Raw genomic sequence first — 24,172 nt, forward strand, 5'->3', positions numbered from 1 at the left:
AGTCGCCGACCAGGACGGTGTCGTTGACCTCGCCGTAGTGGAAGTCGTACTCGGAGTAGACGTTGGCGTTCTGGTTCGCGACGAAGTAGTGGTTGCCGCGACGGACCGCCAGGGTGTCCAGGTTGTTGGCGTCGTTGTCCCAGTCACCGACCAGGACCTGGTCGTTGGCGTCGCCGTACCAGAAGTCGGAGTCCGAGTAGCCGGTGCTGATCGAGTTCTTCACGAAGTAGTGGTTGCCGCGGCGGACAGCCAGCTCGTCCTCGGGGTCGGTGGTGTCGAAGTTGCCGACCAGCACCGTGTCGCCCTTGTCGCCGAAGAGGGCCATGGTGCCCTCGGCGCCGCGCAGGATGAAGCCGTTGCCGCGACGGACGATCGCCTCGTCACCCGGGGTGGCGGCGACGAAGTTGCCGAAGTAGACCTCGTCGTTGGCCTCGCCGTAGGCGAAGGCGTAGGCGGCCATGCCGTTGATGTTGCCGGCGCCGGAGAGGTAGTAGCCGTTGCCCGAGCCACCCACCGGGGCGCCCTGCGCCGCAGCCGGGGTGATGGCGGTGGCGAGGATGCCGGCCGAGAGGCCGGCGGTCAGGAAGCCGACCGCCAGCGCGCGCTTGTTGCTCATGGAATGGGACCCCCATAGATCCGCGCCCCGTGTTGGGCGACTGGCAGAAAGTTAGCAGTCACCGACCGCTGGGCAAGGACGTTCATTGGGCACATGTGTCCGTGTCGCCACCGATCGCGGGCGGTAGTTGTGCACCAGAGGCCTCCGTCGCCTGATCGACCGGAAAGTCTCCACAAAACCGACCCCACGCGGCTGGCAGACCTCTGCCATGGATGGTGGACACGCCGCGTCACCGACCACTGACGTTCTGCGAAACGTGCGGCGGGCGAGATTTCCCGTGGCGCGGCTCAACCACCCCCGGCGTCACACGGATCACTCGGCTCACGCCGACCTGACGCCGGGAGCGGGGCCGACCGGAGGACCACGTCCGGCACGCACCGGAGCGCCTCCTACCCTCTTCGTGAGCGCCGCTGGCGCATCGAGGGGGAAGCACGTTGCCGAGGGAACTGCCCGCCGTGGCCCGGCAGATCGGTCCGGTGGCCGCGGGGCTCGGCGTCCTGGGCCTGGCCTCGTTCGCCTTCCTCTCCGTCTGCGGCCACGCCCTGGGCCCCGCCGAGCTCGCCCCGCTGGGCACGCTGTGGGTGCTCATCAACGCGCTGGGCCCGGCGCTGTTCCAGCCGCTGGAGCAGGAGATCGGCCGCTCGGTGGCGCACCGCGCCGCCTCCGGCCAGGGCGCCCGCCCGGTCTTCCTGCGCGCCGCGCTGATCGCCCTCGGGGTCGTCCTCGTCACCGGCGTGGTTCTGCTGGCCGTCCGCGGCCCGCTGGCCGACGGCGTCTTCCACGGCGAGCACGTCATGGTGCTCGGGCTGTTCATCGGCCTCGTCGGCCTGTGCGCGGAGCACCTCACCCGCGGGGCCTTCGCCGGCTGCGGCTCGTTCGCCCGGTACGGCAGCCAGCTGGCCGTCGACGGCGTGCTGCGGATCGGCAGCGCCGCCGTCCTCACCATGATCGGGGTGGCCACCGCCGGCTGGTACGGCCTCTTCCTCGGGCTCGCCCCCGTCGTCTCCGTCCTGCTCACCGCCGGGCGGCTCGGGCCCGCCGTGCACCCCGGGCCGCACGCGTCCTGGGGCGAGATCGGGCACGCGGTCAGCTGGCTGACCGCCGGCGCGCTGGCGAGCCAGTTCGTGGTCAACGCCGCGCCGGTCGCGGTCAACGTCCTCGCCGGGCCCGGCGACCAGGCCCGTGCCGGCGTCTTCATCAGCGTGCTCGTGCTCGCCCGCGTCCCGCTGTTCCTCTTCGCCGCGATCCAGGCGTCCTTCCTGCCCGGCATGGCCGCGCTGGCCGCGGTCGACGACCGGGCCGGCTTCCGCCGGCGGCTGGAGCTGGTGACCGTCGGAGTCACGGCGCTCGGCGCGGCCGGCCTGGTCGTGATCGTCGCGATCGGCCCCTGGCTGGTGCGCCTGGTGTACGGCCCGGAGTTCATCACGGTGCGCGCCGACCTCTGGCCGCTCGCCGCGGCCAGCGGCCTCTACATGGTCGCCTCGGTGGTGGGGCAGGCGCTGGTCTCGGTGCGCGGTTACCGTTCCTCCGTCGCGGGATGGGCGTGCGGGGCCGCGACGTTCCTCGCCGTCCTCCTCCTGCCGCTGCGGCTGGAGCTGCGCGTCGGGTACGCCTTCCTGGCGGCCAGCGCGGTCGCCGCCGCCGTCCTGGTCGTGGCCGTGCAGCTGCGCCTGCGACACCCCTTGACCCCGGCGCCGGTCGTCCTCGACCCGGTGCCCACCGACCGGAAGGACTCCTCGTGGACGTGACCGCGGTGGTGCTCGCCTACGGGGACCAGCCCTACCTCTACGAGGTGGCCGACCGGATCCTCGCCTCGACCGGCGTCGACGTGGACCTCGTGCTCGTCGACAACGGGTGCACCAGCCCGTCGCTGGACCCGCTGCGCGACCGGCCCGGCGTGACCGTGCTGACCCCGGGGGCCAACACCGGGTTCACCGGGGGCTGCAACCTCGCGGCCTCGGTCAGCACCTCGGAGTTCCTGGCCTTCATCAACTCCGACGCCCTCGTGGAGCCCGACGCGCTCAGCGAGCTGGCCAAGGTCGCCGCGCGGCCGGAGGTGGGGCTCACGTCGGCGAGCCTGCGGCTGGCTGACCGGCCGGAGCTGCTGAACTCAGCCGGGAACCCGGTCCACGTCCTGGGCCTGTCCTGGGCGGGGCACCTCGGCGAGCCGGCCGCGGACTACTCCGTCGAGGCGCCGATCACCAGCGTCACCGGCGCAGCGATCCTGGTGCGGCGGCAGGTGTGGGACGCCCTGGGGGGCTTCACCGAGCCGTTCTTCGCCTACTGCGAGGACGCCGACCTCTCGCTGCGCTGCTGGCAGCAGGGCTGGGACGTGGTGTTCGTCCCGTCGGCCGTGGTGCTGCACCACTACGAGTTCGGCCGCAACGAACTGAAGTTCTACCTGCTCGAGCGGAACCGGCTGGCGATGGTGCTCAGCCTCTACGAGGCCCGGACGCTGCTCCTGCTGGCGCCGGCGCTGCTCGCGTTCGAGTTCGCGACGTGCGCGGTGGCGGCGGTGAGCGGCTGGCTGCCGGCGAAGGTGCGCGGGTACCGGTGGCTGCTGCAGGAGCGGGCGTGGCTGCTGGCCCACCGCCGGGCGGTCCAGCAGGCCCGGCGGCGCGACGACCGGTTCCTGTCCCGGCTGCTCGTCGCCCGCCTGGAGCAGAGCGTGCTGCCGCTACCGCGCGGGAGTGCGTTCCTCAACGGCACCATGGCCGCGTACTGGAGCGTGGTCCGCCGCCTCCTGTGACCGCTCCTGCATGGCCTCGACGTGCCGGAGGGCCGCGTCGGACAGCGCGACCTGGCGGGCCAGCTGGACCAGCCGGGCCTCCTGCTCGCGGAACCGGACGCTGGTGCTGCCGACCAGGTAGATGATCACCAGCGCCAGCACGTAGACCAGCAGGTCGGTGCCGCGGGTGACGCCCACCGCCTCGGCGAGGGTCTGCAGCGCGTCGGGGAACAGCACGGCCAGGACGCCGGCGACCATCGTCAGGGCGGCCAGGATCTTGCGCCGGGCCTGCCCGCGCAGCGACGAGCGCGAGCGCAGGGAGAGGACGACGGCCAGCACCAGCGCCGGCACGAGGAGGAGCTGGATGATCACTTGCGGCCCCAGTGGGTCACTCGGTGGGCGGCCACCTCGGCGAGGATGTTGATGCTGTTGAGCAGCGGCTGGCCCTTGGACTTGGAGTAGTCGGTGTACAGGATGTGCACGGGGTGCTCCACGATCCGGTACTCCGGCCGGGTCAGGTGCTGCTCCAACTGCGAGGCGTACGCCATGCCGGCGTAGGAGAGCTGGACGTCGGCGGCCACGTGCCGGGCCACGATCCGCAGTCCGTTGTGCGCGTCGGTGAGCTTGACGCCGCCGCCGCGGTTGAGCAGCTTCGCCGCCGTCCGCAGGATCACCCGGCGCAGCGGGCTCATCTGGGTCGGGCCGTCGCCCTCGAGGAAGCGGGAGCCCATGACGACGTCGTAGCCCTCGCGGATCTTCGCGATCATGCCCAGCAGGTCGTGGACCTGGTGCTGGCCGTCGGCGTCGAAGCAGGCGATGTAGCGCGCGTCGGTGAGCAGCAGCGCGGCCTCGAAGCCGGTTTGCAGCGCCCCGCCGGCGCCCATGTTGATCGGGTGCGACACCCGGAACGCCCCGGCCTTGTCGATCTCGGTGGCGGAGGTGTCGGTGCTGGCGTCGTCCACGGCGATGACCGACAGCCCGGCCGCGACCAGCTCGGCGATGACCCCGCCGACGACGGGTGCCTCGTTGAAGACCCGCACGATGACCACCGTGTCGTCCCAGGACTCGGCGGGCCGGTTGGGGACCTCGACCGGCCGCGGAGGCCTAACGGTCATCCCGTCCATCGCAACCGATGCTAGGTCGCTCGCCGACCACGGCCGGGCGTCCTCGAGTGCGTGGGCGCTCATCTGCAGGTCCTCCTCGATGGGTGCGGGCCGACCGTCCCCGGCAGCCGCCGGGCGCGCGGCCACCGCGAGGACTGACCGCCGCCGGTGACGACTGCAACCGCCCGGCACGCCCAACCATGCCCGAACCCGCGCACTCCGTACACCGACACCCCGACCGGACCGTTACGTCACAACCACGGACGGTGACTGCTGCCCCACGCGTAGCACCCGCCCCAACTCAGGAGAAGCGGGCTCCGTGCGCCTCCTCGACCGCGGCCAGCAGCTGCTTCACCCGCTCGGCGTCGGCCACCGGGCAGACCATCGTGACGTCGGCGGTGTGCACCACCACGCTGTCCCGCACGCCCACCAGCGCCACCAGGTGCTCGGGGTCGTCGGAGAGCACCACGTTGCCGGCGCTGTCCACGAGCACGGTCAGCCCGCGGGTGGCGTTGCCCGCTGCGTCGGTGGCCAGCGTGTTGGCCAGCGCCGGCCAGGAGCCGACGTCCAGCCACGCGACGTCCAGGTCGACGACGGCGACCCGGCCCGGCTCGGTGGCCGCGGGCTCCAGCACCGCGTAGTCGACGCTGATCTTCGGCAGCGTCGGGAAGACCTCGGCCAGGACGGCGTCCCGCTCCGGACCCGCCGGGGCGGCCACGATGCGGGCCAGCCCCGCCGCGGACTCCGGCAGGTGCTCCCGCAGCGCGTCGAGCACGGTCTGCGCCCGCCACACGAACATGCCGGAGTTCCAGACGTACTCCCCCGACGCGAGGTAGGCCTCGGCGGTCGCCCGGTCGGGCTTCTCGCGGAACGACGCGGCCTCGGCCGCGCCGCGCACCTCGGTCGGCGCGCCCTTCTGCACGTACCCGAAGCCGGTCGCCGGGGAGGTCGGTGTGACCCCCAGGGTGACCAGCGCGCGGGGACGGGCGGCGAGCACGTCGTAGGCGGTGCCCAGCGCCGCGACGAACCGGTCGACCGGCCGGATGACGTGGTCGGCGCTCACCACGGCGAGCTCCGCGTCCGGGTCGACGTCGGCGACGAGCGCGGCGGCGAGCCCGACCGCGTTCGCGGTGTCCCGCGGGACCGGCTCGAGCACCAGCCGGTCCGGGTGCAGCTCGGGCAGCGCGGCGCGCACGGCGTCGGCGTACCGGGCGGCGGTGCACACCCAGATCTGGTCCGCGGGCAGCAGCGTGCGCAGCCGGGCGAAGGCCTCGGCGAGCAGGCTGTGCGCCCCGCCGCCCTCCTCGGCGACCACGTCGAGCAGCTGCTTGGGACGGCTCGCCCGCGACAGCGGCCACAGCCGAGTCCCCGAGCCGCCGGCCATGACGACCGCGTGGCGCACGCGTGTCCTCCTCAGTCCAGTTCGTCGGCGCCGCGCTGGAAGCGGGCCCCGGCGGCCACCCGGCCGCTGACGTACGAGAGCAGCATCCGGGCGCCGAGCCCGGCCCGGAGCCCGGCGCGCAGCGGCGCGTTGCGCCAGCCGGGGTGCTCGGCGGAGAGGTAGCGCAGCGCGCTGGTGTGGTGCACCCGGGCCATCCGCTGCGGCTGACGGCGGGTCGCGTGGCCACCCTCGTGGACGACGACCGCCGAGGGCACGTAGACGTTGAGCCACCCCCGCCGGCCCAGGCGCGCGGCCAGGTCGACGTCCTCGAAGTACATGAAGTAGCCCGGGTCGAAGCCGCCGATCGAGTGGAACGCGGCGACGTCGACCAGCAGGCAGGAGCCGGACAGCCAGCCGGCCGGGCGCTCCCGCGGCGCCTCCCGCTCCCGGCGGTAGCGCGCGGTCCACGGGTTGGCCGGCCAGAACCAGCCGAACGCGGCGTGCCCGATGCCGGTGGACAGCGAGGGCAGGTCCCGCGCAGACGGGTAGAGCTCGCCCTCCGGCGTCCGGATCGCCGGGCCGAGCGTCGCCGCCCGCGGCCAGCGCGCGGTCGCGGCCAGCAGCTCGTCGATGGAGCCGGGCTCGAAGCGGACGTCGGGGTTGGCGACCAGCGCCCAGCCCTCGGTCAGGTCGGCGAGGCCGGCGTTGACCGCCGCGCCGTAGCCGACGTTGCCGCCGGTGCGCAGCAGCCGGACGTTCGCGCAGGCGGCCGCGATCCGCTCGGGCACGCCGTCGGTGGACCCGTTGTCGGCCAGGACGACGTCGGTCGGCAGCGCCGTCGCATCGGCCAGGGACTCGATGAACCCGTCGAGCGCCTCGCCCGGCGAGTAGGTCACCGCGACCACGCGCAAGGAAGTCGTCTGCGGGGAACCGGGCACGTGCCGACCCTGACACACCGCACCGGACAGCGTGCACCCGGCGCCCGTGCGCCGCGCCGACCCCGTGGCCGGTGGTGCCGATGTGACGGAACGGGTCGGCACAGGGGCCCGTCCGCCGGGCTCCGGACGGCCTTCTCCCCCGCCGCCGGGTAACGTCGGGCTCCGTGACTGACGCACGTCCCGACATCGTCATCGTGGGCTCAGGGTTCTTCGGACTCACCGTCGCCGAGCGGGTGGCCACCCAGCTCGACAAGAAGGTCCTGGTGATCGACCGGCGGGACCACATCGGCGGCAACGCGTACTCCGCGCCCGAGCCCGAGACGGGCATCGAGGTGCACGTCTACGGCGCCCACCTGTTCCACACCTCGAACCAGCGGGTCTGGGAGTACGTCAACCAGTTCACCGAGTTCACCAACTACCAGCACCGGGTCTTCAGCATCTACGCGGGCAAGACCTACTCGCTGCCGATCAACCTGGCCACGATCTGCCAGTACTTCGACAAGAGCTACTCCCCCACCGAGGCGCGGGCGCTCGTCGCCGAGCAGGCCGGCGAGTTCGACACCGCGTCGGCGGCGAACCTGGAGGAGAAGGCGATCTCGCTGATCGGCCGCCCGCTCTACGAGGCCTTCATCCGCGGCTACACGAAGAAGCAGTGGCAGACCGACCCGACCGAGCTGCCCGCCGCGGTCATCGCCCGCCTCCCCGTGCGGTACACGTTCGACAACCGGTACTTCAACGACACCTACGAGGGGCTGCCGGTCGACGGGTACACCGCCTGGCTGTCCCGGATGGCCGACCACCCGAACATCGAGGTGCGGCTGTCCACCGACTACTTCGACGTCCGGGAGCAGCTCCCGCAGGACGTGCCGACCGTCTTCACCGGGCCGATCGACAAGTACTTCGACTACCAGGCCGGCGAGCTGGGTTGGCGGACGCTGGACTTCGAGACCGAGGTCCTCCCGATCGGGGACTTCCAGGGCACGTCGGTGATGAACTACGCCGACGAGGACGTCCCCTTCACCCGGATCCACGAGTTCCGCCACTTCCACCCCGAGCGGGACTACCCGACCGACAAGACCGTCGTCGTCCGGGAGTACTCGCGGTCGGCCGAGACCGGCGACGAGCCGTACTACCCGATCAACACGCCCGAGGACCGGGCGAAGCTCGAGGTCTACCGGGAGCTGGCGAACAAGGAGGCCGCGGACAAGCGCGTGCTCTTCGGTGGCCGGCTGGGGACCTACAAGTACCTGGACATGCACATGGCGATCGGGTCGGCGCTGAGCATGTTCGACAACCGCATCCGCCCCTTCTTCGACCAGGGCGGCGCGCTCGACGGCCGCCTGGAGGACTGAGACCCGCCATGACCACCACGCAGAACCCCGTCTCCCCGGAGCGCGTGAGCGAACCGTCGGCGGCCGACCTGGCCTCCGGCAAGGCGGTCACGCTGCTGCAGCGGGTGATCCTCCCCCGCCCCGGTGACCCGCTGAAGGTCCGGTCGCTCTACGTCGACGAGACGGAGAGCCGGCGGGTGAAGTCGGCCAGCCGTTACGACGCCACCGTCGCCGCCGGCAACGAGACCTCCTTCGCGACCTACTTCAACGCCTTCCCGGCCAGCTACTGGCGGCGCTGGACGGTGCTGCCGAGCGTGATCCTGGGCATGCGGGTCTCCGGGCCCGGCCGGGTGGACGTGTACCGGTCCAAGGCCGACGGCAGCATCATCCACGTCACCGGCACGACCACCACGGGCGAGGACCGGACGCTGGAGTTCGAGCTGGACCTGACGCCGTTCGAGGACGGCGGCTGGTACTGGTTCGACGTCAGCGCCGACGACGCCCCGGTCACCGTGCACCAGGCGTCGTGGTGGGCACCCCAGTCCCCCGCCCAGGAGGCGCGGCTGTCCATCGGCATCTGCACGTACAACCGCCCCGACGACTGCGTCTCCGCGCTGAGCGCGCTCGCCGGCGACCCGGTGGTCTCCGCGCTCATCTCCCGGGTGATCGTCGCCGACCAGGGCACCAAGAAGGTCCGGGACGCCGGTGGCTTCACCGCCGCGTCGCAGGCGCTCGGCGACCGGCTGCTGCTGGTCGAGCAGGGCAACCTCGGCGGCAGCGGCGGGTTCTCGCGGACCATGTACGAGGCGCTGAACTCCACCGAGGCGACGCACCACGTGCTGCTGGACGACGACGTCCTGCTGGAGCCCGACAGCATCGCCCGGCTGTTCGCCCTCGCTCGGTTCGCCAAGAGCCCGATGCTGGTCGGTGGGCAGATGCTCGCCCTGCAGGACCGCTCGGTGCTGCACACCATGGGTGAGGTCGTCGCCCCGGACAAGTTCTTCTGGCGGGCCGCGCCCAACACCGAGTACGCGCACGACTTCGCGAAGAAGAACCTGCGCAAGGCGACCGACCTGCACCGCCGGGTCGACGTCGACTACACCGGCTGGTGGATGTGCCTCATCCCGCGCGAGGTGATGGAGCGGCTGGGCTTCGCCCTGCCCGTCTTCATCAAGTGGGACGACGCCGAGTACGGCATCCGCGCCCGTGAGCACGGCTACCCCGTCGCGACGCTGCCCGGGGCCGCCGTCTGGCACCTGTCGTGGAGCGACAAGGACGACACCGCCGGGTGGCAGGCGTACTTCCACACCCGGAACCGGCTGGTCGCCGCGGCGCTGCACACCGAGTACAAGCACGGCGGCACGCTGCTGCGGGACACCTTCAAGTTCGACCTGAAGTTCTTGATCATGCTGCAGTACGCGACGGCCGCGCTGCACCACCGGGCCTACGACGACTTCCTCGCCGGCCCGGAGAAGCTGTTCCCGCTGCTGCCGACCGCGCTGCCCACCGCCCTGGAGCACCAGGGTGACTACCCGGACGGCCAGGTCATCAGCTCCTCCTCGGACCTGCCGCTGCCCTCGATGAGCGGGGTGAAGGCCGAGCGGTTCATGAAGCCGCCGACCACGCCGCTCACCATCGGTCGCACGCTGCTCGCCGCCCTGGTGCACAACGTGCTCCCGCCCAAGCCGCAGGCGGCCGAGCGGCCGCAGCTGAACATCAGCGCGCAGGACGCCCGCTGGTTCCTGCTGTCCCGGCTGGACAGCGCCACGGTCGGCACCGCGGACGGCCGGGGGGTCACCTTCCGCCGTCGGGAGCAGGACACCTTCTGGCGGATGCTGCGCCACTCGGTGCGGGTGCACGTCCGGCTCTACAAGGAGTTCCCCAAGCTCGCCGAGCAGTACCGGGCGCACCTGGGCGAGCTCACCTCCCCGCAGAGCTGGGAGAAGGCCTTCCTCGGGAACTCCGACCCCCGCTGAGCTCCGGCGCAGGACGGCTCCGCACCGCACCGGTGCGGGGCCGTCCTGTTCCCGCGGGGTGGGCCGCAGCGCACAGACGGGGTCGCTCGATCGGCTGACCCGGTGTCACCCGGAAGCGGCGCACCAGCCGGTCTTCGCCGGGCACCCGGCAAGTTTGACGTAGGGTGACGCGATGTTCACGCGGATGGTGGTGTCGTCGGCGTTGCTCGTCGGTGTTTGTGTCATGGGACTCGCGGCCGTCGCGGGGCATCTCCTCGACGTGCCGCTGTCCTACATCACCGGTGACTACCACTGGACGTTCGACACGTCGCCGGCCCTGGGCTCCGTGACCGTGCTCAACGTCATCCTGTGGGCGATCGCCGGTGCCCTGGCTCTCTTCGTGGCGTGGATCCTCCCGGCGGAGCGCCTGGTCATGCGCGTCTTCGGGGCCCTCATGCTCATCCTCGTCGTGGACGACGCCTTCATGCTGCACGAGTCGGTCGGTCCCTACGCCCTGGGCCTCCCGCAGGTGGGGTTCTACGCCGTGTACGCCTGCCTGGGGCTCGGCGTCCTGTGGTTGCTGGCGAGGTCGGGCCAGCGCTCGGTGACCCGGGTGTACGTCCTCGGCGGCGCGCTCCTGGTGACCTCCATCCTCATCGACCTGGTGCGAGCGGACCTCGTGTACATCGAGGACGCCTTCAAGCTGCTCGGCACGCTGGTCCTCGTGACCGTGCCGATCCTGACCTTCGCCGGACGACGCAGCGTGTCCGGCGGCCCGGAGCGGGCCGCGGACGCCACCCGGACCCAGCCGTCCGACAGCTCGTTCGCCTCGGAGGACAGCACCCACTGAGCTCGACCAGGAGGGCCCCGCACCGGGACACCGGTGCGGGGACCTCCTGCTGATTCCAGGTGTGGACGGTCCACCCACAGGTGGCGGTCCTCCGCCACCCAGGGTGGCTGCTGACGGAGCGTGCGGAGCCCGACAGTGGGAGCAGGCCATCGCCGGGGAGTCCGGCGGAGGCAGCCCGATCGGGAGGGCCACCCACATGTTGCGTCAGTTGCCGAACCGCGCGGAGGACGAGTTGGCCACGCAGACGAGTGGGCTCCACGACCACCTGCTCCACGACCACGGCCACACCGAGGGCGAGCTCGAGGGCCTGCCGCTCGCGGACCTGCACCGCTTGGAGCACGTCGAGCACGAGATGGGCCTGCACCACCTCAGCCACCGCCACCCCGCGCCCCTGGGGTCCCGGACGCGCTGATCCGGCGCGGCGGCGGGAGGGACAGCGAGCGGTCACCTGCGGGTGACGACTGGAAGGACGCCGTGGGACGCCTGTCCCGCTGCTGCGTGACGCCCCGATGAGATGACCCCCGCGCGGAGGTGCGGCATGGCCTGCTGGATCGTCGAGCCGAACGCCCTCGGTGGCTGGGACGCCCGCGCGGCGTCGGCCGCCGGGCCGGCCCACCGGGGCTCTTCCAGGGAACGAGCCGAGGACCGAGCACGGTCTCTCGCGGCACCCGGCGACGAGGTGCTGGTGCTCGACAGCCGCGGCCGGGTTCTGGACCGCGTCGTCCAGCTCGTCGGCGCCACCGACCGACCGCGGCGATCACCGGGCGAGGGCCGAGCGCGGCCGTCGGCCGAGCGGCCGCCTCCGCCCTCGGCCGCCGCTGCGCCCGAGCCACCACCGGCCGCACCCGGCAGCCCGTCCCTGCGCGAACGCCTCGACACGGAAGGCGCACGGTGGAACGCGCTCCTGGAGTGGGTCCGGCCGATCGGCATGGTGTTCGGCACGACTGGGGTGTCAGCCGTGATGGCCGACGCGGGCGGAAACTGGATCGTCGTCGTCCTCGGGACGCTGACCTGGTCCGGTGGGATGGCCGGCGCCACATACGCCATCAAGGCCGGCCGGTTGACGCCCCCCTGGGCGGTCGGCGTCGCCGCCGTGTCCCTGCTGGCGGCGCTCGGAGTCGCCCATCTCGTCGGCGTCGGGGTGCTCGACGTGGACCTCCCGCCGATGGAGGTGAACCTGTACCTGCCCTACAAGATCATCTTTGCCTTCGCCTCGGCCGCTGTGCTCGCCTACGGGTTGATCGGCGCAATCCTGAGCGGCCTCATCGGCGTCTGGCTCGGCTGGCGGCTCGCCGAGCGCTTCCCCAACCGCAACCCTCCCGCACACCAGCCGGGCTGAGCGGTCCCGCCCCTCCCCTGCCGGGGCGCAGCTCAGGCGAGAGCGCGGCGCATGAGCACGCGGGGGAACCCGCCCGCGACGGCGTCCGTGTCCGCGGCCTTGGTGAACCCGGCCTTCTCGAACAGGCTCCGGGTGCCGACGAAGGCCATGGTCAGGTCGACCCTGCGGCCGTCGTTGTCGACCGGGTAGCCCTCGACGGCCGGGGCGCCCTGGGCCGCGGCGTAGTCCACCGCCCCGCGGACCAGCGCGTGCGCGATGCCCCGGCCGCGGTGCCCCGGCCGCACGCGGATGCACCACAGGGACCACACCGGCAGGTCGTCGACGTGCGGGATCCTCGTCGAGCGCTCGAACGGGAGCTCCGACCGCGGCGCGACCGCCGCCCAGCCGACCACCTCGCCGCCGTCGTAGGCCAGCACCCCCGGGGCGACCGGGCGCTCGGTCAGGCCGCGGACGTACTCCCCGCGGGCGGGACCGACGAGTTCGCGGTTGGTCCGGGAGTCGAGCCGGTGGCTGAGACACCAGCAGACGCTGGACGCCGGGTTCCTCGGACCGAGCATCGTCGCGACGTCGTCGAACCGGTCGCTGCTCGCCGGCTCGACCTCGATGCCCACCCGCCCACGCTAGCGGCGCTCGCGGGTGCCGGCGTCGCCCGTCCGCCCCTCGACGTCCCGGTAGCTCCAGTCGTACCCGTCGGCCCGTAGGGTGAGGAACAGGACGCCGGGCGTCCCGGCGAGAGCCACCGCGCTGTGCGACTCCCGGTCCTCGTCGAGCTTGCGCAGGTTGTGCCCCCCGTTGCCGGACACGAACTGGACGGTGCCGCCCGCACGGGGCTCCCCGTCCTCGTCCAGCGGCTCGAACCGCTCGTAGTGGTGGTCGTGCGCGTTCAGCACGACCTCCGCGCCGGCCTCGACGGCCGCCTCCCACAGCGGCTGGAGCTCCGGATCGGTCCCGTGGTGCCCGCTGGAGAAGCGCGGCGCGTGCCAGTACACGAGCAGCGGCGCGTCCCCGGCCGCCTCGCCCTCCTCCTCGATGAAGGCGGCCGCCTCGCTGACGCCGGCGTAGTGGTCCACCGAGACCAGGTGCCAGCCGCACACGTCGAAGGCGTAGTTGGGTTCCACGTCGAAGTAGTCGTCGTAGCCCTTCCGCTCCGACCGGTACTCGTGGTTGCCCGGCGTGGGGGCGGTGATGTCCCTGAACTCGCCCCAGGTGGGGTCGTAGAGGTCCGCGTACTCCGCCGCCGTGCCGTCCGGGTAGGCCAGGTCCCCCAGCGCGAGCACCTTCCGGGGCTCGGCCGCGGCGATGAGCTCCGCGGTCCGCTCCGCACCGTCGTCCAGGTCCTCCTCGCCGGCGACGTCGCCGGCGGCCGCGACGACGCAGGCCGTGCCCGGGTCGTCGCCGTCGCCGTCGCCGTCGCCGTCGGGCGGGGTGGCGACGGGGCCGGACGACTCCACCGGGGCCGACGCGCGGTCGGAGGACGTGCACGCCGACACCGCGACGAGGGTGACGGCGAGCACCACAGCGGGCGCCAGGGTCGGCCGGCCAGAGATCATGCCCCCTCAGTACCAGGTCCGGATGTCAGCCCTCGGCGACGACGCGCCGGACGAGCTCGCTGTCGCAGTTACCACCGGTCATGACCGCCGCGGCCACGGCAGCGGCGGGCCGGGCGGTGTCGGCGAGCAGTCCCGCGAGCGCGATCGCGCCGGCCGGCTCCGGCATCTGGTGCGTGGTCCGCCACAGCAGGCGCATGGCTCGCTCGGTCGCCTCGTCGTCGACCAGCACGAACCGGGCGGCACCGCGGAGCATCACGTCGACCGCGTCCTCGTCGGGGACGCGGGTGGCGACGCCGTCGACGAAGGTGTCGGCCACGGGCGTCGAGACAGGGCGCCGGGCCCGGAAGGAGAGCGCGTACGCCGGGGCACCCTGGGCCCCGACGCCGACGACCTCGGTGCGGCGGCCCAGCAGGTCGCGGACGGCGATGTTGGCGCAGAGCCCGGAGCCCTGGCCGACCGGGACGTAGACCACGTCGAGGTCGGGGGCCTGCTCGTGCAGCTCGGCGGCGTAGGTGGCGACGCCGGCGACCAGGTCCCGGCAGAACGATGGCACCAGCTGCAGCCCGCGCTCCTCGGCGAGCAGCAGCGCGTGCTCGCGCGCCTCCTGGAAGTCGCGCCCGTGCACCACCAGCTCGGCGCCGAACCCCTGCATCGCGGCGTTCTTGTCCGGGCTGTTGCCCTCGGGGACGACGATCGTGACCGGGATGCCGTGCACGCGCCCGGCGTACGCCAGCGACTGCCCGTGGTTGCCGCGCGTGGCCGAGACGATGCCGCGCACCGGGCGTCCGGCGTTCCGCAGCCCGGCCACGTGGACCAGACCACCGCGCACCTTGAAGGCGCCGGTCGGCGTGGCGTTCTCGTGCTTGACCCAGGTGGGTGTGCCGGTGACCTGCTCCAGCAGCGGCCAGCGGTACGCCGGGGTCACCGGCACGTGCGGCCGGACGGTGCGCAGGGCGGCGTCGAGCTCGGCGCGCGTGATCACGGGAGGACCCTAGCCAGCGCCCCGGTGGACGATGAGTTCCGGCGTCGGGGACCGTCTCCAGGTGGGACCCTCGACCCGGCGCCCCACGGTCGGCTGGACGACGGAAGGAACCGGGATGACCGAGAGCAGGCACGACGGGGACGCGCGCGACCTCCAGGCCTGGGTGGCGCGGACGTACGACGGCCTCGCCGACCTGCTGGCCGCCGGCCCCGCCGGGACCTGGGACGCCCCGTCGCTGTGCGCGGGATGGCAGGTCCGGCACGTGGTCGCGCACGTGACCATGCCGGCCCGGCTGTCGGCCGAGCAGTTCGGCGCCGAGATGGCGGCTGCGGGCGGCGACTTCACCCTGCTCTCCGACACCGTGGCGGCTCGCGACGCCTCCCTGCCGACCGCCGAGCTCCTGGACGCGCTGCGCTCGCCGGTGCTGCACGGGTGGCAACCGCCGGGCGGTGGCGCGGCGGGTGCGCTCAGCCACGCCGTCGTCCATGCCCTGGACGTGACGGTCGCGCTGGGCCGGCCGGCGGTCGCACCGGCCGAGGCCGTGGTCGCCGTCCTCGACCGGCTCACCGCCGCGGACGGCGCGGTCTTCGGGATCGACCTGGCCGGCGTCCGCCTCGAGGCCGCCGACACCGACTGGAGCTGGGGGGACGGCGCCCTCGTCCGCGCCGACAGCGGCGCGCTGGTCGCCCTGCTGAGCGGTCGCCGGCTTCCCGATGGGCGCGTCCTGCGCCGCCGCTGACCCGGGCCGTCCCGGCTGCCGGGCTCAGCTCAGGGACGGGTGAAGTGCTCCCGGCGGCCGGCGCGGACCAGGCGGAGCCACTCGAGCCACGCGGCCGGGTCCCGGCGGGTGGCCAGGAAGAACCAGCTGAACCGGACGAGCTCCAGCGGCAGCAGCCAGCGCATGCCCGGCTGGGACATCAGGTAGCCGCGGTTGCGGTAGGTGAAGTACCGCTTCACGTCGTTGGCCGGGTACTGCGCCGACAGCCGCCCGCCGAGGATCGGCTCGAACTCCGTCGTCCCCTCGGGGTGCAGGTACGCCGCGGCCGGGCAGGTGCCGAACGGCAGGCCGGACCGGACCAGCCGCCGGTGCACCTCGGTCTCGTCGCCGCGGAAGAACAGCCGGTAGTCCGGGACGCCGACGACGTCGAGCGCGGCCGCGCTGAACAGCGCGCCGTTGAACAGCGAGGCGTAGCGCGGCAGCAGGTCCAGCCCGGCGAAGTCGCTGCGGCGGCGCCGCCAGCGCAGGCCCCGGCGCAGCGGGAACGCCAGCCGGTCGGGATCGGCCATGTCCGTGACCAGCGGCGAGACCTCCGCCAGGCCGTGCCGCTCCGCGCAGTCCAGCAGCGTCTGCAGCACGGTGTCGTCGGCCGGACGCCCGTCGTCGTCGGCGCACCACACCCAGTCCGCGCCCCGCGCGAGGGCGACCAGCATGCCCAGCGCGAAGCCCCCGGCACCGCCGAGGTTGCGCTGGCTGGGCAGGTAGGTCACCTCCAGGCCGCTGGCCCGCACCACCGGCTCGGCCGACTCGTCGGGTCCGTTGTCGACGACCACCACGTGGTCGACCGGGCGGGACTGGGTGGCGATCGCGGCCAGGCTCCCGGCCAGCAGTTCCCGGCGGTGCCGGGTGACGACGACGGCGACCACCTGCGGCCGCGGGCCGGCGGCCGTGGTCACGCGCCGCCCTTGTAGGCGCGCAGCACGTCGTCGAGGTCGCCCTGCTGCTTCACGCGCCCGTGCTCCATCCAGATGGCGGTGTCGCACAGCTCGCGCAGGAACTCGTCGGAGTGCGAGGCGAACACCAGCAGGCCGGAGCGCTCCACCAGCTCCGACAGCCGCTTCTTGGACTTCTCCAGGAAGGCCGCGTCGACCGCCCCGATGCCCTCGTCGAGCAGCAGGATCTCCGGGTCGATGCTGGTGACGACGCCGAGGGCCAGCCGCACCCGCATGCCGGTGGAGTAGGTGCGCAGCGGCATCCGCAGGAAGTCGCCGAGCTCGGTGAAGTCGGCGATGTCGTCGACCCGGGACTCCATCTCCCTGCGGGTCATCCCGAGGAAGAGGCCGCGGATCATGATGTTCTCCAGGCCGGAGATCTCCGGGTCCATCCCGACGCCGAGGTCGAAGACCGGCGCGACCCGGCCGCGCACCTCGGCGACGCCGCGGGTGGGCTCGTAGATGCCCGACAGCAGCCGGAGCAGCGTGGACTTGCCCGCGCCGTTGTGCCCCACCAGGCCCACCCGGGAGCCGTGCTCCAGGTTCAGCGTGATGTCCCGCAGCGCCTCGATCACCGGCACCTTGGCGTCGCTGTCGATGTTGCCGCCGACCATCCCGATGACGGTCTTCTTCAGCGACCGGCTCTTGGCGTCGAAGATCGGGAAGTCGACGCAGGCGTCCTTGGTGGTGATGCCGATCGGAGGAGGGGAGCTCGCGGACACGTTCACACCCAATACGTGACGCGGGACCGGTACCGGCGCAGCACCACCAGGGTGAGCAGCCAGCCCACCACGGTGATGACCAGCACGATGACCCACTGCCGCAGCAGCAGGTCCTGGCCGAGCAACGGCCGGCGGACGATCTCGATGAAGTGGAGGAAGGGGTTGAACTCGGCCAGCCGGGCGCGCTCGGCGATGGTGGGGTTCGGGCTGTTCAGCAGGTCGTCGTAGATCCAGACGATCGGCGTCATGAAGAACATCAGCTGCACGAGGCTCTGCGTGATCGGTGCCAGGTCCCGGAACCGCGCGGTGACCATCCCGAACAGCAGGGCGACCCAGGCGCCGTTGAGCGCCAGCAGCGCCACCGCGGGCAGGGCGGCGAGGATGGTCCAGCTCAGCGGCTGGGGGAAGATCGCCAGCATGATCACGTAGACGAGCAGGTTGTGGGCGAACAGCAGCGTCTGCCGCCAGATCAGCCGGTAGACGTGCACGCTCAACGGGGCGGGCAGGTGCTTCATGAGGCCCTCGTTGGCGATGAAGACCTCGGCGCCCTCGAGGATGCAGCCGCTGATGAAGGCCCAGACGATGAAGCCGACCAGGATGTAGGGCAGCTGGACCGACAGGTCGTTGCCGAACAGCCCGGCGTAGAGGATGCCCAGCGCGATGGCGGTGACCGCCATGCTGATGGTGATCCAGATGGGCCCGAGCACCGACCTGCGGTACCGCTGCTTGATGTCCTGCCAGCCGAGGTGACCCCACAGCTCCCGCTGCCCCCATCCGCCGGTCAGATCGGCGAAGGCACGGGACCACGCCCGTGAGGTGGAGGGCACGGCAGCGCTGGACACGGGACCTGACGGTACCCGTCCCCTCCGGACCGGCTGGACACTTCCGCGGGACGGCGACAACCTCAGCCCCTGGACCCTCAGCGACCACGGCAACCCCACCACGGCCCCGGCTACCCTGATCCGTGGCGGCCGCCCGCGGTGCCGGCCGTCGGATCCGACCACGCTCCAGACGGGACCGCCTGTTCGTGCCTCCTCCGACACCGGTCCTGCTGCTGGTCTCCCTGGCGACGCTTCTCCTGCCCGGCGCGGCGGTCGCGGTCGCCGCCGGGCTCCGCCTCTCCCTCGCGCTGGCGGCCGCCCCGCTGGTCACCTACGGCCTCGCGACGGCGACCGGCACCGTCGCCACCGTGCTCCCGGTCTCCTGGCAGCCCTGGCTCCTCGCGGTCGAGGCCGCCGCGCTGGCGGGGCTGCTGCTGGCGGTGCGCCGGGGACGGCGACGCGCGCCGCGGCCCGGCGGGTGGCCACCGGCGCGGGACCTCGTGGTCGCCAGCGGCGTCCTCGCCGGGGCGGTGCTGTCCGCCGCGGTGCTGCTGGCGGGGTTCGGCGACCTCGGGCGACCCAACCAGGACTGGGACTACACGTTCCACGCGAACGCCACCCGGTTCACCGCCGACACCGGCCAGGTGGCCCCCGCGGCGCTGCGCGCGGTCAACGACTGGGAGTCCTCGTCCTTCTTCTACCCCGACGCCCTGCACGCGGTGGCCGCGGTGGTCCGGGACCTGACCGGCGCGCCGGTCTTCGCCGTGCTGAACAGCGGGACGCTGCTGATCGCGGGGACGGCGGGGCTGGGGCTCGCCGTGCTGCTCCGGGACCTCGGCGCGCCGACCGCCGCGACGGCGACCGCGCCGCTGCTGCTGGCCGGGGCGGCCGGCTTCCCGTACGACCTCGTCGCCCGCGGCCCGGTCCTCCCCTACGCCGCCGGGCTGGCGCTCCTGCCCGCCTTCCTGGCCCTGGTCCGCGAGCTGACCGTGCGGCCGGACCCGGGCCTCACCCTGCTCACCGGCCTCGGGGGCGCGGCGCTGTTCGGGCTGCAGCCGAGCACCGCGCTGGCGGCCGGGCTGGTCGCCGTGCCGATGCTGGTCCAGCAGTGGGCCACCCGGCGCTGGCGTCCTCCGGTGCTCCCCCTCCTCGCCGCGGCGGCCCTGGCCGGGCTGCTGGCCGCGCCGGTGGTCCTCGGCTCGGTCCGCACGAGCACCGGGGGGAACGACAGCGACTGGCCGGCCGTGACGACACCCGGCGGCGCGGTGCTGCAGGCGCTGACCTTCGACGAGGTGACCCGGCGCCCGCAGCTGGTCCTCGCCGTCCTGGTGCTGGCCGGCCTCCTCGTGGTGCGGTCGGCGCGGTACGTGTGGTGGTGCGCGGCCGCCGCGCTGGTGCCGCTCGGGCTGTTCGTGCTCGCCGCGTCGTCGGAGTCCGCCCTCGCCGCCGCCCTGACCCGCCCCTGGTGGAACGACCGCTGGCGGCTCACCGCCTGGCTGGTGCTCTGCCTGGTGCCGCTCGCGGCGCACGGGCTGGCGGCGTCGTCCGGCGCGCTCGCCCGGGTCGCCGGCCGGCTGCGGCGGCCGACGGCGGCCCGTCCCGCCCGGCCGGAGCTCGCCGCAGCGGCCGTGCTGACGGTGGTCGTCGTGGCCTCCGGGGGGTTGTACGCGGGCCCGAACAGCCACCGGGTCAGCGGCGCCTACCAGTCCGACCGGTACCTGGACGCCGACGAGACCGCGGCGATGGCCTGGCTGGCCGACCGGGTGGGCCCCGGCGAGCGGGTGATGAACGACGCGGGCGACGGGTCGGCGTACATGGCCGCGGTCGCCGGGCTGCGGCCGGTGTTCGGCCACCAGGTCAACGCCGAGACCGTGGGCCCGGTGCAGGCGCTGCTCCGCGATCGGTTCTCCTGCCTGGACAGCGACCGGGACGTGCGGCACGCCATCGGGACGCTGGGCATCCGGTACGTGTTCGTGAGCGAGGGCTACGTCCGCCGGAACAGGGAGCGGGCGGAGGGGCTGACCGGCCTCGCCGACTCGCCGTCGGTCGCCCTCGAGCACGCCCGGGGCGCGGTGCGGATCTACCGGGTGCAGCTCGGTGAGCTCAGTGCCGACCCGAGGCCGGCCTGCCGGGCCGGGCAGTCCCCGCCCTGAACGACGACGGGCGCCGGGGTCGTGGACCCCGGCGCCCGTCGGACGAGCCAGACCGTCAGTAGGAGCGCGCAACCCCGACGACGTCGCCGCCGTTCGCGGACTGCCAGCGCCCGGACATCGGCTTGTCGCCGAGGTCACCGAACACCACGGTCAGCTCGGACACCCCGGAGGCGGTGTCGTTGCGCAGGTAGAACACCCCGGCGCGGAAGACCCCGAAGGTGTCACTGCCGTTGCCGTCCCAGTCGCCGACCACGGGGGCGTCGGACGGGTCGCCGAGCGCCGCGGTGCCGTCCGTGGTGGCCACCAGGTTGCTGTTCGTCCAGTGGTACTTGCCGTTCCGCCAGATCGCCACCGTGTCGTAGGTGTCGTCGTTCCAGTCCCCGGCCACGATCCGGTCGCCGGCCTGCCCGAACGGGTAGCGGCCGTCGGCCACACCCGAGGTGTTGCTGTTGCGCAGGAACACCATGCCGTTGCGGTAGACGCCGACCGTGTCGGTGCCGTTGCCGTCCCAGTCGCCGCACACCGGCTGGTCACCCGAGTCGCCGTACAGGAACGCCCGCACCCCGGTGGACGCAGCCACGTCGTCGGTCACGAAGAAGGTCCCCTTGCGGAAGACACCCAGGCTGTCGACGCCGTCACCGTTCCAGTCGCAGGACAGCGGGACGTCGCCGGACTGGCCGAGCGGCACCCCCACGGCCCCGGCGCCCACGGCGTTGCCCGACGCCAGGTGCATCACCGGCTGCACGGCCGCCGGGACGCCCTGGGTCACCCCGGCGATGCTGAACCAGTCCGAGCGGAGCCCGAGCTTGGTCCGCACGTCGGTGCCGGTCGTGGTGACGGTCTTCGTCGTCCCGACGATCTGCACCGCGGTGACCCGACCGCCGTCCGCGCCGAGGCCGTTGCGCTTGGTCACCTTGATCTCGACGAGCTCGCCGACGCCGTAGGCGGTGGCGATGGTCGTCGCGCTGATCGGCTGGGACCAGTTGTGGTACGGGGACGCCGTGTCGCCGAGGTCGACGACGGCGGGGAAGGTGCCCCCCGCGGTGTGGCCACCGGTGGAGGAGCTGAACTCGGTGCGGACGACCGCGCCGTTGCCGCCGCGCAGCACGACCCCCGCGGTGCCCGCGATGGCCGCGTCGGTCCGCCGGTCCTCGATCGACCCGCCGTTGATCCCGGCACCGCCGTAGACCTGGCAGGTGACCGTGTCACAGGTCTTGGCGTAGGTCGTCCTGTTCTCCGACCACGCGTAGGAGCGCGCCGCGACCGCCTGCGCCTTCAGCGCCTCGATCCCCTTGCCGCCAGCGGCGTCGCCCCAGCTGGCCGGCGACTCCCGGGGGACGACGCCGCGCAGGTACTGCTCCATCCACACGCTGTTCACCGTGCGCTGCGCGTTGCTGGCCCACAGCACGGAGAGCTCGCCGCGGTACTGCCGCGTGCCGGTGGCCGTGCACAGGCTGAGCATGCCGCCGAGGTCGTTGCCCGGGTCGACGTTGGGCACGACCCGGCCGTTCTGGGCCGGCGACATCGCGCCGCCGGGGGCCGCGCACCCGCCGGTGACCGAGATCTGGAAGCTGCCGTCGGCGAGTGCCCGCAGCCGCGCGGCGGAGCCCGCCGGCACCTGCACGCCGCCGGCGGTGAAGTTCCGGCCGGAGGTGACCACGAGGTCCGCGCCGTCCTGACCGGACAGGCCGACCGTGATGACGCCGTCGGCCTGGCCGCCCAGGGTCGTGCCGCCGTAGTAGTGGGACACGATGTCGGTGTACTTGGCACCCGTGGTGGCGTACCCGTACGCACCCCACTGGCCCATCCCCCGGCCGTGGCCGTAGCCGTGCCCGGTGAACTGCACGGTGCCGGTGATCGCGGCCGACGCGGGCTCGGCCGGCACCTGCACGACCGCCAGCACCCCCAGCCCGACCAGCCCGACCAGCAGTCCGCGGCGAACGCGGTGCGTCCGCTCAGTACCCACGGATGACCCCCACGGTGTCGGTGTCGTCGTCGTCCCAGTCGCCGGTCACGGGCCGGTCGCCCCGGTCGCCGTACAAGATCACGTGGTCGGTGGTGCCACGCAGTCCGTCGGTGAGGAAGAAGGTGCCGTTCCGGAAGACCCCGATGGAGTCCCGGCCGGACCCGGTCCAGTCGCCCGCGACGACCCGGTCCGCGCCGTCGCCGAACGGCTGCCGGCCGTCGGCCGCCGGCCGCACGTTGCTGTTGGTCCAGAAGAAGACGTTCTTCTGGTAGACGCCGACGGTGTCGAAGGCGTCGCCGTTCCAGTTGCCGACCACGGGCTGCGCGTCGACGTTGCCGAACGCGAAGGCGCCCTGCGCGTAGCCACCCATGTTGTCGTTGCGCAGGTAGAACCACCCCTTGCGCCAGACCCCGATGGAGTCCTTGCCGTCGCCGTCCCAGTCACCGCAGATCGGCGTGTCACCGACGTCGCCGAACCAGAAGTCGGCGACGGGGGCCGCGCTCTGGTCGTTGGAGTCGAACAGGAAGAAGTGGCCGCGGCGGTAGACCGCGGCGGTGTCCCGCCCGTCGCCGTTCCAGTCGCAGACCAGCGGCCGGTCACCGACGTCGCCCCGCAGGACCCGGACGTCCGCGCCGCCGGAGCTGTTGGTGTTGCGCAGCAGCAGCTGCGGCGGGATCTTCACCTGCAGCGCCGGGTCGGCCATCTTCTTGGCGACCAGCGAGCGGATCTCGCCCATGCGGCTGTAGCCGTACCTGCCCGGGCACGCGGTGGCCCCGACGTCGCGGTGGCCGAAGATCGTCGGCAGCGTCACCGAGACGCCCGCGGCGTACCTCGCGGTGCCCCCGCCGGCCGAGGTCAGCGACACCTGGCCGCGCGGGTCGACGCCGTAGAGGGACAGCTTCCACGCGATCACGCCGGCGACCGTGTCGACCATCGCCGGGGTGGTGTCGACCACGTCGTAGTTGCCCAGCATGGAGACGCCGAAGGTGCTCGTGTTGAAGCCCCCGGCGTGGGCGCCGATCACCGTGCTGGCCAGGCCGCCGGAACGGCCCTCCCACGCCCGGCCGAACTTGTCGACGACGACGTTGTAGCCGATGTCGCCCCAGCCCAGGCTCCTCGCGTGGTACGCGTAGATCGAGCGCATGATCGCCGGCACGTCGGCGGCGCTGTAGTTGTTGCTGTCGGCGGTGTGGTGCACCGTCGCCGCCTTGATGGTGGGCGCGTACTCGTGGTCCCAGCCCATCAGGGCCTCGTCGGCACCCCACTGCGCGCGGGAGTAGATCGCCGGCTGGATCATCGCGGCCTCGGCCGTGTCGGTGACCTCCGGGGCGCCGGGCGTGGCGTCGGCCGGGCTGGTGCCCGGGTCGATGAGCTGGACCTGCACGTCGCGCGGGGTGGCGCCGTCCGCGGACTGGACGATCGCCTCGACGCCGTACGCCTCGTCGGTCCAGTACGGCGCGGTGCCGCCCCGGAAGACGGCGTCGTCGTCGGCGCCGGGGGTGGTCGCGGTCATCTGGACGTCGTCCTGCTCGACCGTCGTCCAGTCGCTCCACGTGCCCTGGGCGTTCCTCGTGCGCAGCTGGACGGTGACGTCCTGCACGCTCGGGTCGGCGGCCCAGGTGATCCCGACGCTGGCGAAGCGGGCGGTGTCCGGCTGGGACACCGTCAGCGCGGGGACGCCGGCGAGCTCTTCCCCGGAACTGGCCACCGCGCCGTCCTCGGGCTCCTCGCTCGGCGCGGGCACCGGCGTGGCCGGCTCGACGTCGGACTCCGGCCCCGCGTCGACGACCGCCCCGTCTGCGGTCACGACCGCCTCGTCCTGCGGGGCCTCGACCGACCCCAGGGAGACGGAGTCGATGGAGGGCTCCACGGGCTCCGCCTGCGGGAGCGGTGCGGCGTAGACGGGAACGGTGAGCAGGGTGCCCGTCATGATCAGGAAGGCCAGTGAGCCCCCGGCGAGTCGACGCACGGTTTCTGTACCTCCGGTTCAGCGACGTCGGTCCGTCCAGACATACGGAACGAACCCG

At 73.0% G+C, this 24,172-nt stretch carries 22 protein-coding genes; 9 read left to right on the plus strand and 13 right to left on the minus strand.

Going from position 1 to position 24,172, the window contains the following annotated elements:
- A partial coding sequence (locus HK417_RS13415; protein ID WP_222267250.1) for a hypothetical protein occupies nt 1-616 on the minus strand: 616 nt, incomplete at its 3' end.
- A gap of 434 nt (nt 617-1,050) precedes the next feature.
- Here HK417_RS13415 and HK417_RS13420 point away from each other — a divergent pair.
- Nucleotides 1,051-2,364 (plus strand): lipopolysaccharide biosynthesis protein, encoded by a 1,314-nt coding sequence (locus HK417_RS13420; RefSeq protein ID WP_222267252.1) that lies wholly within the window; start codon nt 1,051-1,053, stop codon nt 2,362-2,364.
- On the plus strand, nt 2,355-3,365 hold the full coding sequence (locus HK417_RS13425; RefSeq protein ID WP_222267254.1) for a glycosyltransferase family 2 protein: 1,011 nt from the start codon (nt 2,355-2,357) through the stop codon (nt 3,363-3,365). The genes HK417_RS13420 and HK417_RS13425 overlap by 10 nt, the downstream gene beginning before the upstream one ends.
- Here HK417_RS13425 and HK417_RS13430 read toward each other — a convergent pair.
- From HK417_RS13430 to HK417_RS13445, 4 genes are all read right to left on the minus strand, one after another.
- Nucleotides 3,294-3,716, minus strand: a complete 423-nt coding sequence (locus tag HK417_RS13430) for a DUF2304 domain-containing protein (RefSeq protein WP_222267256.1) — start codon at nt 3,714-3,716, stop codon at nt 3,294-3,296. The two genes, HK417_RS13425 and HK417_RS13430, sit on opposite strands and share 72 nt — an antisense overlap.
- Nucleotides 3,713-4,531, minus strand: a complete 819-nt coding sequence (locus HK417_RS13435; protein ID WP_222267258.1) for a glycosyltransferase family 2 protein — start codon at nt 4,529-4,531, stop codon at nt 3,713-3,715. The genes HK417_RS13430 and HK417_RS13435 overlap by 4 nt, the downstream gene beginning before the upstream one ends.
- A gap of 217 nt (nt 4,532-4,748) precedes the next feature.
- Complete coding sequence (locus HK417_RS13440; RefSeq protein ID WP_222267260.1) at nt 4,749-5,849, minus strand: mannose-1-phosphate guanylyltransferase; 1,101 nt, start codon at nt 5,847-5,849, stop codon at nt 4,749-4,751.
- Between the two features lie 11 nt (nt 5,850-5,860).
- A complete protein-coding gene (locus HK417_RS13445; RefSeq protein WP_222267262.1) occupies nt 5,861-6,766 on the minus strand; it encodes a glycosyltransferase family 2 protein in 906 nt (301 codons plus the stop codon).
- 164 nt (nt 6,767-6,930) lie between these two features.
- Between HK417_RS13445 and glf the strand changes: the two genes are divergently transcribed.
- The 5 genes from glf to HK417_RS13470 all read left to right on the plus strand — a co-directional run bounded on the left by glf (nt 6,931) and on the right by HK417_RS13470 (nt 12,241).
- Entirely contained in the window at nt 6,931-8,118 is a 1,188-nt protein-coding gene (gene glf, locus HK417_RS13450) for a UDP-galactopyranose mutase (protein WP_222267264.1), read from the plus strand.
- 8 nt (nt 8,119-8,126) lie between these two features.
- Nucleotides 8,127-10,073, plus strand: a complete 1,947-nt coding sequence (locus HK417_RS13455; protein WP_222267266.1) for a glycosyltransferase — start codon at nt 8,127-8,129, stop codon at nt 10,071-10,073.
- Nucleotides 10,074-10,245: 172 nt separating this feature from the next.
- Nucleotides 10,246-10,902 (plus strand): hypothetical protein, encoded by a 657-nt coding sequence (locus HK417_RS13460; protein ID WP_222267268.1) that lies wholly within the window; start codon nt 10,246-10,248, stop codon nt 10,900-10,902.
- Nucleotides 10,903-11,098: 196 nt separating this feature from the next.
- A complete protein-coding gene (locus HK417_RS13465; RefSeq protein WP_222267270.1) occupies nt 11,099-11,314 on the plus strand; it encodes a hypothetical protein in 216 nt (71 codons plus the stop codon).
- A gap of 126 nt (nt 11,315-11,440) precedes the next feature.
- Nucleotides 11,441-12,241 carry a hypothetical protein gene (locus HK417_RS13470; RefSeq protein ID WP_222267272.1) on the plus strand — a complete coding sequence of 267 codons (801 nt, stop codon included), beginning with the start codon at nt 11,441-11,443 and terminating at the stop codon, nt 12,239-12,241.
- A 32-nt stretch (nt 12,242-12,273) separates the two neighbouring features.
- Here the strand turns inward: HK417_RS13470 and HK417_RS13475 are convergent, their stop codons facing one another.
- Genes HK417_RS13475 through HK417_RS13485 form a run of 3 tightly spaced genes read right to left on the minus strand, consistent with a single transcriptional unit; the run spans nt 12,274 to nt 14,773 of the window.
- The gene (locus HK417_RS13475) at nt 12,274-12,852 is read right to left on the minus strand and encodes a GNAT family N-acetyltransferase (protein ID WP_222267274.1); all 579 of its coding nucleotides are present in this window, start codon (nt 12,850-12,852) and stop codon (nt 12,274-12,276) included.
- A 9-nt stretch (nt 12,853-12,861) separates the two neighbouring features.
- A complete protein-coding gene (locus HK417_RS13480; RefSeq protein WP_222267275.1) occupies nt 12,862-13,791 on the minus strand; it encodes a metallophosphoesterase family protein in 930 nt (309 codons plus the stop codon).
- Between the two features lie 25 nt (nt 13,792-13,816).
- Nucleotides 13,817-14,773, minus strand: a complete 957-nt coding sequence (locus tag HK417_RS13485; RefSeq protein WP_222267276.1) for a threonine dehydratase — start codon at nt 14,771-14,773, stop codon at nt 13,817-13,819.
- A gap of 115 nt (nt 14,774-14,888) precedes the next feature.
- On the opposite strand from HK417_RS13485, the gene HK417_RS13490 reads away from it, so the two are divergent.
- Nucleotides 14,889-15,512 carry a maleylpyruvate isomerase family mycothiol-dependent enzyme gene (locus HK417_RS13490; RefSeq protein ID WP_222267277.1) on the plus strand — a complete coding sequence of 208 codons (624 nt, stop codon included), beginning with the start codon at nt 14,889-14,891 and terminating at the stop codon, nt 15,510-15,512.
- A 29-nt stretch (nt 15,513-15,541) separates the two neighbouring features.
- Here the strand turns inward: HK417_RS13490 and glfT1 are convergent, their stop codons facing one another.
- From glfT1 to wzm, 3 genes are read right to left on the minus strand one after another with little or no spacing between them, the layout of a single operon-like run.
- Nucleotides 15,542-16,447, minus strand: coding sequence for a galactofuranosyltransferase GlfT1 (glfT1, locus tag HK417_RS13495; RefSeq protein ID WP_308123567.1), 906 nt, complete (start codon nt 16,445-16,447; stop codon nt 15,542-15,544).
- The gene (gene wzt, locus HK417_RS13500; protein WP_308123568.1) at nt 16,444-17,205 is read right to left on the minus strand and encodes a galactan export ABC transporter ATP-binding subunit Wzt/RfbE; all 762 of its coding nucleotides are present in this window, start codon (nt 17,203-17,205) and stop codon (nt 16,444-16,446) included. Before wzt ends, glfT1 begins: the two co-directional genes overlap by 4 nt.
- Nucleotides 17,206-17,207: 2 nt before the next feature.
- Complete coding sequence (gene wzm, locus HK417_RS13505; RefSeq protein ID WP_308123569.1) at nt 17,208-18,047, minus strand: galactan export ABC transporter permease subunit Wzm/RfbD; 840 nt, start codon at nt 18,045-18,047, stop codon at nt 17,208-17,210.
- Between the two features lie 185 nt (nt 18,048-18,232).
- Here wzm and HK417_RS13510 point away from each other — a divergent pair, with 185 nt between their 5' ends.
- A complete protein-coding gene (locus tag HK417_RS13510; RefSeq protein WP_222267278.1) occupies nt 18,233-20,179 on the plus strand; it encodes a DUF6541 family protein in 1,947 nt (648 codons plus the stop codon).
- Between the two features lie 55 nt (nt 20,180-20,234).
- Here the strand turns inward: HK417_RS13510 and HK417_RS13515 are convergent, their stop codons facing one another.
- Both HK417_RS13515 and HK417_RS26160 read right to left on the minus strand, forming a co-directional pair.
- The gene (locus HK417_RS13515) at nt 20,235-22,145 is read right to left on the minus strand and encodes a SpoIID/LytB domain-containing protein (RefSeq protein ID WP_222267279.1); all 1,911 of its coding nucleotides are present in this window, start codon (nt 22,143-22,145) and stop codon (nt 20,235-20,237) included.
- Nucleotides 22,135-24,114 carry a peptidoglycan recognition protein family protein gene (locus tag HK417_RS26160; RefSeq protein WP_222267280.1) on the minus strand — a complete coding sequence of 660 codons (1,980 nt, stop codon included), beginning with the start codon at nt 24,112-24,114 and terminating at the stop codon, nt 22,135-22,137. Before HK417_RS26160 ends, HK417_RS13515 begins: the two co-directional genes overlap by 11 nt.
- Between the last annotated feature and the right edge of the window lie 58 nt (nt 24,115-24,172).

This window comes from Modestobacter marinus, from assembly GCF_019799945.1.
Lineage (GTDB): Bacteria > Actinomycetota > Actinomycetes > Mycobacteriales > Geodermatophilaceae > Modestobacter > Modestobacter marinus_B.

Excerpts from the sequence above, each read along its gene's own strand:
- HK417_RS13435 (WP_222267258.1), bottom strand. The coding sequence starts at position 4,531 with ATGAGCGCCCACGCACTCGAGGACGCCCGGCCGTGGTCGGCGAGCGAC.
- HK417_RS13455 (WP_222267266.1), top strand. The coding sequence starts at position 8,127 with ATGACCACCACGCAGAACCCCGTCTCCCCGGAGCGCGTGAGCGAACCG.
- HK417_RS13460 (WP_222267268.1), top strand. The coding sequence starts at position 10,246 with ATGTTCACGCGGATGGTGGTGTCGTCGGCGTTGCTCGTCGGTGTTTGT.
- HK417_RS13465 (WP_222267270.1), top strand. The coding sequence starts at position 11,099 with ATGTTGCGTCAGTTGCCGAACCGCGCGGAGGACGAGTTGGCCACGCAG.
- HK417_RS13470 (WP_222267272.1), top strand. The coding sequence starts at position 11,441 with ATGGCCTGCTGGATCGTCGAGCCGAACGCCCTCGGTGGCTGGGACGCC.
- HK417_RS13480 (WP_222267275.1), bottom strand. The coding sequence starts at position 13,791 with ATGATCTCTGGCCGGCCGACCCTGGCGCCCGCTGTGGTGCTCGCCGTC.
- HK417_RS13490 (WP_222267277.1), top strand. The coding sequence starts at position 14,889 with ATGACCGAGAGCAGGCACGACGGGGACGCGCGCGACCTCCAGGCCTGG.